General features: G+C 59.5%; 7 protein-coding genes, 1 tRNA gene and 1 pseudogene. All 9 read right to left on the reverse strand.

What is annotated here, in order from left to right; genetic code table 11:
- Positions 1-514, reverse strand: a 514-nt coding sequence (locus A3754_RS23340; RefSeq protein WP_197468812.1) for a GTP-binding protein, incomplete at its 3' end; no start/stop codon positions are given.
- Between the two features lie 5 nt (positions 515-519).
- Positions 520-1,554, reverse strand: coding sequence for a dihydroorotase (pyrC, locus tag A3754_RS23345; RefSeq protein ID WP_063521481.1), 1,035 nt, complete (start codon positions 1,552-1,554; stop codon positions 520-522).
- 208 nt (positions 1,555-1,762) lie between these two features.
- Positions 1,763-1,852 (reverse strand) — tRNA-Ser (locus A3754_RS23350).
- A 106-nt stretch (positions 1,853-1,958) separates the two neighbouring features.
- Positions 1,959-2,147, reverse strand: coding sequence for a carbon storage regulator CsrA (gene csrA / locus A3754_RS23355; protein WP_035229872.1), 189 nt, complete (start codon positions 2,145-2,147; stop codon positions 1,959-1,961).
- A gap of 374 nt (positions 2,148-2,521) precedes the next feature.
- Positions 2,522-3,748 (reverse strand): aspartate kinase, encoded by a 1,227-nt coding sequence (locus A3754_RS23360; RefSeq protein ID WP_063521482.1) that lies wholly within the window; start codon positions 3,746-3,748, stop codon positions 2,522-2,524.
- 157 nt (positions 3,749-3,905) lie between these two features.
- Entirely contained in the window at positions 3,906-6,497 is a 2,592-nt protein-coding gene (gene alaS / locus A3754_RS23365) for an alanine--tRNA ligase (protein WP_063521483.1), read from the reverse strand.
- A 184-nt stretch (positions 6,498-6,681) separates the two neighbouring features.
- Positions 6,682-7,449 (reverse strand): sulfite exporter TauE/SafE family protein, encoded by a 768-nt coding sequence (locus A3754_RS23370; RefSeq protein ID WP_063521484.1) that lies wholly within the window; start codon positions 7,447-7,449, stop codon positions 6,682-6,684.
- A gap of 342 nt (positions 7,450-7,791) precedes the next feature.
- Complete coding sequence (locus tag A3754_RS23375) at positions 7,792-8,256, reverse strand: regulatory protein RecX (protein WP_063521485.1); 465 nt, start codon at positions 8,254-8,256, stop codon at positions 7,792-7,794.
- Positions 8,249-8,430: pseudogene (locus tag A3754_RS23380) on the reverse strand (DNA recombination/repair protein RecA); the annotation flags it as partial. The pseudogene A3754_RS23380 and the gene A3754_RS23375, both read right to left, overlap by 8 nt.

Genomic DNA, 8,430 nt, shown 5'->3' on the forward strand with positions numbered 1-8,430 from the left:
CCTGCAACGCCTGCACGGCCGTGGGCTCGGCCTGTTCCGTCTTGGAAAGCAGCAGCGCATCGGCGCTATGGATTTGCTCCAGTACTTCCGGATGCTCGGCAATGGCATCGGCACCGGCGCGGGCATCGACCACGGTCAGCACTGACTGGCAGACAAAGCGCTTTTTCAGCCAGGGATCCTGCTCCAGTGGCGCCACCACACCAAAGGGCTCAGCCGCGCCGGTGGTTTCGATCACCACCGTCGTAAATGCGGGAATATCGCCGTTCTTGCGGGCCATAAACAGGTTACGCAACGTGGTGGACAGGGAACCCTGAATCACGCAGCACAGGCAACCGCCGGCCAGCAACGAGACCGACACCCCGGTGCCGGTGAGATGCTGGTCGATACCGATATCGCCCAGCTCGTTGATGATCAGGGCTACATCGCGGCGCTCGCTCAGCCAGCGGTTGAGCAGTGTGGTCTTGCCACTGCCCAGAAAGCCGGTGAGCACCACCACCGGAATCCGTTCTTCCACGGCAATCAGCCCAGCGACCAGGGCAACTGTTCGCCGGCAAAGAACGGCACCACCGGCTCCCCGGCGGCGTCGATTATGGTGGGCACCTCCCACGGCTTGCGTTGCAAGGTCACGGTGTCGGTGTGGCGCGGCAGGCGATAGAAATCGGCACCAAAGTGGCTGGCGAACCCTTCCAGTTTATCCAGCGCATTGTGCTGCTCCAGGAAGGTCGCATACAGCGGCAGTGCCGCCCGCGCGGAGTAACAGCCCGCGCAGCCACAGGCTGCTTCTTTCTTGTTACGGGCGTGCGGTGCGGAATCAGTGCCCAGGAAGAAACGACTGTGGCCGTCAATCACCGCTTTCTGGATGGCGTCCTGATGCTGGCGACGCTTGAGAATCGGCAGGCAATAATTGTGCGGACGCACACCACCCACCAGCAGATCGTTGCGGTTCATCAACAAGTGCTGGGGGGTCACTGTCGCTGCGGTCAGCGCGTTGGCTTCGCGCACAAAGTTGACGCCTTCCGAGGTGGTCACGTGCTCAAACACAATACGCAACGCCGGAAACTGGCTGCGGATCGTGTTCAGGTAACGATCAATGAACACCTTTTCACGGTCGAAGATATCGATCTCCGCATCGGTCACCTCACCGTGTACCAGCAGCGGCACATCGTGCTTTTCCATGGCTTCGTACAGATGGGTAATCTTGCCCGGATCGGTAACGCCACTGGCAGAGTTGGTGGTGGCACCCGCCGGGTAGAGCTTGAAGGCATGCACAAAGTCACTGTTGGCCGCGCGCTCCACTTCCTCCACCGGGGTGCTGTCGGTGAGATACAAAACCATCAACGGCTCAAAACTCACCCCGGTCGGCACCTGCGCCATGATGCGCTCACGATACTCTGCGGCCTGGGCCACCGTGTTCACCGGCGGGTTCAGGTTGGGCATAACGATGGCACGACCGAATACATTGGCCGTGGCCGGCACGGTTTCCGCCAGCAAATCACCGTCGCGGAAGTGCAGATGCCAGTCGTCCGGGCGAGCAATGGTCAGGGTATCGGTCATGGAGTCACCTTCTTTACCGTGGAGATTCGTGGGGCGTTTCGGGGGCGTAGTGTAGCGCAAAGTGTAGCGCAAGTTGGTGTCGAGGCAGAGCACGAGGCACATGAGAACCGCGGTTGCGGGCGACATCGGTCCGGAATCGCAAAATCGCCTGCAGCATGTACACGGCCCACAAACAAAAACGCCCCGCATTGCGGGGCGTTTTCTAATATGGCGGAGAGGGCGGGATTCGAACCCGCGATACAGTTTCCCGTATGGCTCCTTAGCAGGGAGCTGGTTTCAGCCACTCACCCACCTCTCCGGAATGCGGTACTGCTTGTGGTTTGGTGGTGAACGCTCTTAATCGGCGCTGTCACCAAACTCGCCGCGCATCATAACGATTTTGCGAACAAAATACAGCTCAAAAATCAGGCAGACTCGCTATCTGACGATTTTTCGTGCTGAATTCGCTGATAAATTTCTTCACGGTGTACGGCAACTTCTTTCGGTGCGTTCACACCGATACGAACCTGGTTGCCTTTTACACCCAGCACAGTGACGGTCACTTCGTCACCGACCATCAGGGTCTCACCAACTCGACGCGTAAGAATTAACATAATGATCCCTCCTGGGGTCCTTTCATTTCCGTGAGCGCTTTCCGTACCTGAGGCTCGCGGGTTGCCGTCCTTGACGACTCCTTGGTGCAGAGACCATTTACCCACCCCTGGCACGGGGCCGGTAGTATGCCTGAATCAGATTCTCAAGTCTTGCCGTGAGAGGGGCGAGACCAACCGGTCGTCGCCCCATACCTACCTGACGGTATGCCGATCAGCAGAAGTTGAGCTGTGGTTTCAGCGTGGATGTATGGCGCAAGAATTTGTTGTCACAGGGCATTTTCTGAGGAAGCGCCGTATCAGGGAATACGGTCGACTGAAGAAAATGTTCTGTGGCGGCAAAGGCTTGTGCCAGGCACCACGATGAAGCTACGGGCTCAGCTTGAAGGCTGATCCAGCTCGAAGGCAGAGTGCAGCGCACGGACTGCCAGCTCCAGGTACTTCTCGGCAATGACCACGGACACCTTGATCTCGGAGGTGGAAATCATCTCGATGTTCACCCCTTCAGTGGCCAGGGCTTCGAACATCTTGGACGCCACGCCCGCGTGAGAGCGCATGCCCACACCCACCAGGGAGACCTTGGCGATCTTGTCGTCACCGATGATTTCCGGGTTGCCCAGCTCTTCGGAGGCGTTACGCAGGGCTTCCTGGGCACGGGCGAAATCGTTGCGGTGCACGGTGAAGGTGAAGTCGGCAGCGCCGTCCTTACCCACGTTCTGCACGATCATGTCCACTTCGATGTTCTCTGCGCTTACCGGGCCGAGGATCTTGTAGGCAATACCCGGGGTGTCCGGGGCGCCACGCACGATGATCTTGGCTTCATCACGGGTAAAGGCAATTCCGGAGATTACCGGCTTTTCCATATCAACCTCGTCTTCGACGGTAATAAGTGTCCCAGGGCCATCCTGGAAACTGGACAAAACACGCAGCGGCACATTGTATTTGCCGGCGAATTCCACAGAGCGGATCTGCAGGACCTTGGAGCCCTGGCTGGCCATTTCCAGCATTTCCTCGAAAGTAATGCTGTCCAGACGGCGGGCGTTATCCACTACTCGCGGGTCAGTGGTGTAAACACCATCCACATCCGTATAGATCTGGCACTCGTCCGCTTTCAGCGCAGCAGCCAAAGCCACAGCGGTGGTATCAGAGCCACCACGGCCCAGCGTGGTAATGTTGCCGTCACCATCGACGCCCTGGAAACCGGCCACGACCACCACACTGCCACCATCAAGATCGGCGCGAACTTTCTTGTCGTCGATTTCTTCGATGCGGGCTTTGGAGTAGGTGTTGTCCGTACGCAGGGGAATCTGGCTACCTGTATAGGAGCGGGCATTGAGGCCCTGCTTTTGCAGCGCCATGGACAACAGGGCAATAGTGACCTGCTCGCCGGTAGACACCAGCACGTCCATTTCCCGTGGAGAGGGTTTGTCGGTAACGCCGTTGGCCAGCTCGATGAGCCGGTTGGTTTCCCCACTCATGGCGGAAACGACGACGACCACCTGGTCACCCCGTTTATGAAAGCCGGCTACCTTTTCGGCAACGGCCTGGATGCGTTCGACCGTACCTACCGAGGTACCGCCGTATTTCTGCACGATAAGAGCCATAAAGTCGCTTTTTCTGCAAAAAAGAGCGCGCTACTGTACCAGAAACGCGCCGGGATTTCATGTTCAGGTGGTTTGGCGGGCATGATCTACAACCTATTCCGCCCCCAAAGTGGGTTTTTCAAGCCGGAAATAACGGGTATTTCCAACCTGAGTTGCCCTACCCGGCCACCCAGCCCTTTACACTTTCCAGGGCCCCGGGCAATGCAGCAGGATTATTCCCACCCCCCTGGGCCATATCCGGGCGCCCACCGCCACGGCCGTCCACTTGCTCGGCCACGAATTTGAGCAGATCGCCCGCTTTGTATCTGGCGGTCAGGTCCTTGGTGACACCGGCCACCAAGGCCACCTTATCGCCTTCCACTGCGGCCAGCAGAATCACCGCGGAACCCAGCTTGTCTTTCAGCTTGTCCATGGTGACCCGCAAGGTCTTGCTATCGGCACCGTCGATTTGCGTCGCCAATACCTTCACGCCGTTAATATCCTGCACATCACTGGTCAGGTCGCCGCCGGCGCCGCTAGCCAGTTTCTGTTTGAGGCGTTCGATCTCTTTTTCCAGTTCACGGACTTTCTGCGCCTGGCTGCGCACCCGCTCGGCCGCATTGTCCGGTGAGCTCTTCACCGTGGCGGCAATTTCGCTGAGCGCCCGCTCCTGCTGGCGCATCACCGCCAGGGCGTGTTCACCCGTCACCGCTTCGATGCGGCGCACACCGGCAGCCGCAGAGGCTTCCAGGGTAATCCGGAACAGACCGATATCGCCGGTGCGGCTCACGTGGGTTCCGCCACACAACTCCTTGGAGAAGCCGTCGCTGCCCATGCTCAGCACGCGCACCTGATCATCATATTTCTCGCCAAACAGGGCCATGGCACCCGCTTCCCGGGCGGCGTCGATATCCATCAATTCGGTGGTTACTGCGGTGTTGGCCAGAATCTGGCGATTCACCAGAATCTCGATCTGCTCACGCTGGTCTTCGCTGACAGCTTCGCCGTGGGAGAAGTCAAAGCGCAAATAGTCGGCTGCCACCAACGAGCCTTTCTGCTGAACATGCTCACCCAATACTTCACGCAAAGCGGCGTGCATCAGGTGAGTGGCGGAGTGATTGCGCATGATGGCGCGACGACGCTCCACATCCACGTAGGCAGACACTTTGCCACCCACCTTCAGGCTGCCGCTTTCCACCTTGCCCAGATGCACATGGGCCGCCTGACGCTTCCTGGTATCGGACACCGCGAAACGATTATCGCCCTGCACCAGGAAACCGCTGTCGCCCACCTGGCCGCCAGACTCCGCATAAAACGGCGTGCTGGCCAACACCACCATGCCTTCTTCGCCCGCCTGCAGGGCATCAACCGCTTCGCCGTCCTTGAACAGGCCGACGATCTTGTCGTCGTCCGCCAGTTTTTCGTAACCGGAAAACGCGGTCACCACCTCGATATTGAGTCGGTCGCTGTAATCATTGGCAAAGCTGCCGGCACCACGAGCCCGCTCACGCTGGGCTTCCATGGCGTTTTCAAAGCCGTCCATGTCCACCGTCAATTCCCGCTCACGGGCCACATCGGCGGTGAGATCCGGTGGGAAACCATGGGTGTCATAAAGATTGAACAGCACCTCGCCGGGCAGTTCCTTGCCATCCAGCTCGGCTATGGCCGCTTCCAGCACCTTCATGCCGGCGGCCAGGGTGCGGCCAAACTGCTCTTCTTCCGCCAGCAAGGCTTTTTCGATGCGGGCCTGTTCGCGGCCCAGCTCCGGATAGGCTTCACCCATCTGCTCGACCAGCGCGGTCACCAAGGTGGAGAAGAACGGCTTGTCCTGGCCCAGCTTATGACCGTGGCGCAGGGCGCGACGGATGATGCGGCGCAGCACATAGCCACGGCCTTCATTGGACGGTATCACCCCGTCACAGATCAGGAAGCTGGCGGAACGGATATGGTCGGCAATCACCCGCAGGGACTTTTCTTCCAAATCGGTGCAGCCGGTAGCCGTGGCCGCCGCTTTCAGCAGCGCCTGGAACAGGTCAATTTCGTAGTTAGAATGTACGCCCTGCAAGACTGCAGCAATACGCTCCAGGCCCATGCCGGTATCCACACTGGGCTTGGGCAACGGCAGTAACTCACCATCCGGCTGGCGGTCGTATTGCATGAACACCAGGTTCCATATCTCGATATAGCGATCCAGATCATCATTCTCGGAACCGGGAGGACCACCGGGCACATCGGCCCCATGGTCGTAGAAAATCTCGGAACAGGGACCGCACGGGCCGGTATCGCCCATCTGCCAGAAGTTGTCCTCGTCCAGGCGCGAGAAGCGTTCAGCGCTGACGCCCATTTCCTTGAGCCAGATATCCGCCGCTTCATCATCGGACACATGCACGGTGATCCACAGGCGCTCTTCAGGCAGCCCCAAGGTGCCCGTCAGGAATTCCCAGGCGAACTTGATGGCTTCGCGCTTGAAATAGTCGCCGAAGCTGAAATTACCCAGCATCTCGAAGAAGGTGTGATGCCGCGCCGTGTAGCCCACGTTCTCCAGATCGTTATGCTTACCCCCGGCACGCACGCAGCGCTGGGAACTGGTAGCACGGGTGTAGTCCCGGGACTCACGGCCCAGAAATACATCCTTGAACTGATTCATACCCGCGTTGGTAAACAACAGGGTCGGGTCATTGTGGGGCACCAGCGAGGAGGACGGCACCTTGGTGTGTCCCTGGCTGGCGAAGTAATCCAGAAAGGCCTGGCGTAGTTCAGCACTCTTCATAGGAGAAACAATCATTGGCTGGCTGTCAGAGAGGGCCGAGTATAGCGCCCTCAAGGCCCGGTTGCGATGGTTCAGTAAGCTGCAAGCGACTAGCTTCAAGCGTCGAGAAAAACCCGAAACCAGAAGTCAGCCCCTCTTTAATCTAATAGCTGGAAACTAGTCGCTAGCGGCTCATAGCTTGGTTCTAGCCCTTGATCGCCGCCGCCAGACATACCGCCAGCACCATCACCAGCAGAATGCGCTTGAGCACACGGGGGGAAACCTTGTGCGCGAACCCCACACCCAGCCGCACGCCCAGCAGGCTACCCAGCGCAACGACCAGCCCCGGCAACCAGGCGACTTGCCCCCTGGACACAAAAATCGCCAGTGCCAACACGGTGAAACTGCCGGTGATCGCCAATTTCAGGGCATTGCTGCGCAGCAAATCGTAATGCAGCTGCCCCGCCAGCACCGCCAGCAGCACAAAACCCACCCCGGCCTGCACAAAACCTCCATACACCCCGGCCAGAAAAAGGCCGAGCCACCCGGGCAGGCTCGCGTTCGGGGACAGCGGGATCGCATCCGGCCCCGGCGACATTTGCGCCGGACGCAGTACCATCAGCACAGCCACCACCACCAGGGTCGTCAGCAGAACCGGTTTGAGGATGGTTTCCGGAAGAAACGCCGCCGCCACGGCGCCCACCAGGGTGCCCAGCAGGCTCGGCACCAGAATCGCCGGCAAGGCGGCAAAGGGCATAGTTCCCCGTTTGTTGAACTGGCGAACCGCTTCCGCGCTCTGAATCAGCACCGCCACCCGCATGGTGCCATTGGCCAGCGCAGCGCCCATGCCGGTGAGCATCAGCAACGGCAGGATCAGCAGACCACCGCCCCCGGCCAGAGTATTGATAAACCCCGCCAGTACACCGGCGCCCAGCAACGCGGCCGCTAGCCAGGGGTCTGAAAGATATTCCATGGGGTTTCCAATCCGGGGGCACAGAGCACAAGGATACCCTCACCCACCCGTCAGCAAAACGCGTTGAGGGCACTCACTTGTATAAGCGCACCGTAGCCCCGTCGCTGGCGCCGCGATTCATGCCTGGATCAAGAACACTCGCAGCACAGAAAGCAACGTTCACAGAGCCCTCCCCGCTCTTCACCGGTGAGCTCTACCCCTATGGGGTGAACGTGGTGAACAACCTTTCCGGGTTTGGGGCATCGCGCCGCCAGCAACGCTCCTGCAGCAAGACATCTGCGCAGTGGCCGAGATTCGGTTCACTCCGCGTTTTACCTAATAGACAGGCGGAACAAGCAGCGATCAGTCCAAATCGTCTTCCGAGACGTCCAAGGCTGCAAAACTTTGTTCAGCATCAAACCCCCTGCTTTGCAAAAAACGCAGCTGTTTGGCCTTTTCTTTCTGATCCTGGGGGTACTGCCGAAAGCGTCGGGCGCGAACCTCTCGGGCCAGGGCAAACCAGTCTACCTCAGCATTCTCCAGCGCCTCGGCGATCCAGTCGTTATCCACGCCTTTGAGCTGAAGTTCCTGGCGAATGCGCAAGGCACCCTGCCCGCGTTCAATGCGGGCACGCACAAAAAAACCGGCAAAGCGCCGGTCATCAATAAAGCCGTGTTCTTCGCACCAGGCCAGCACGGCCGTCAGCGCCGGCTGGTCACCCAGCCGCTGTTGCAGCTTGGTGACCAGTTCGCGACGAGCGTGATCGCGCCGGGCCAGCAGGGCAACAGCCCGCTGGCGCAGCTCGGCCTCCGTCAGCGGTTCACTCATCGTCAGCCGCAGCGTCCTCTTCCACTGGCGCTTCCGAGGTGGGGTCCGGCAGCAAGCGGGCGCGGATTTCCGTCTCGATTTCTTCGGCAATGGCCGGGTTCTCACGCAGATACTCACAAGCGTTCTGTTTGCCCTGGCCGATCTTGTCGCCCTTGTAGGCGTACCAGGCACCAG

Source organism: Alcanivorax sp. HI0083 (genome assembly GCF_001635175.1).

Bases quoted from the DNA above. Each gene is read 5' to 3' on its own strand.
- pyrC (WP_063521481.1), bottom strand. From the start codon at position 1,554: ATGACCGATACCCTGACCATTGCTCGCCCGGACGACTGGCATCTGCAC.
- alaS (WP_063521483.1), bottom strand. From the start codon at position 6,497: ATGAAGAGTGCTGAACTACGCCAGGCCTTTCTGGATTACTTCGCCAGC.
- A3754_RS23375 (WP_063521485.1), bottom strand. From the start codon at position 8,256: ATGAGTGAACCGCTGACGGAGGCCGAGCTGCGCCAGCGGGCTGTTGCC.
- A3754_RS23370 (WP_063521484.1), bottom strand. From the start codon at position 7,449: ATGGAATATCTTTCAGACCCCTGGCTAGCGGCCGCGTTGCTGGGCGCC.
- A3754_RS23360 (WP_063521482.1), bottom strand. From the start codon at position 3,748: ATGGCTCTTATCGTGCAGAAATACGGCGGTACCTCGGTAGGTACGGTC.
- csrA (WP_035229872.1), bottom strand. From the start codon at position 2,147: ATGTTAATTCTTACGCGTCGAGTTGGTGAGACCCTGATGGTCGGTGAC.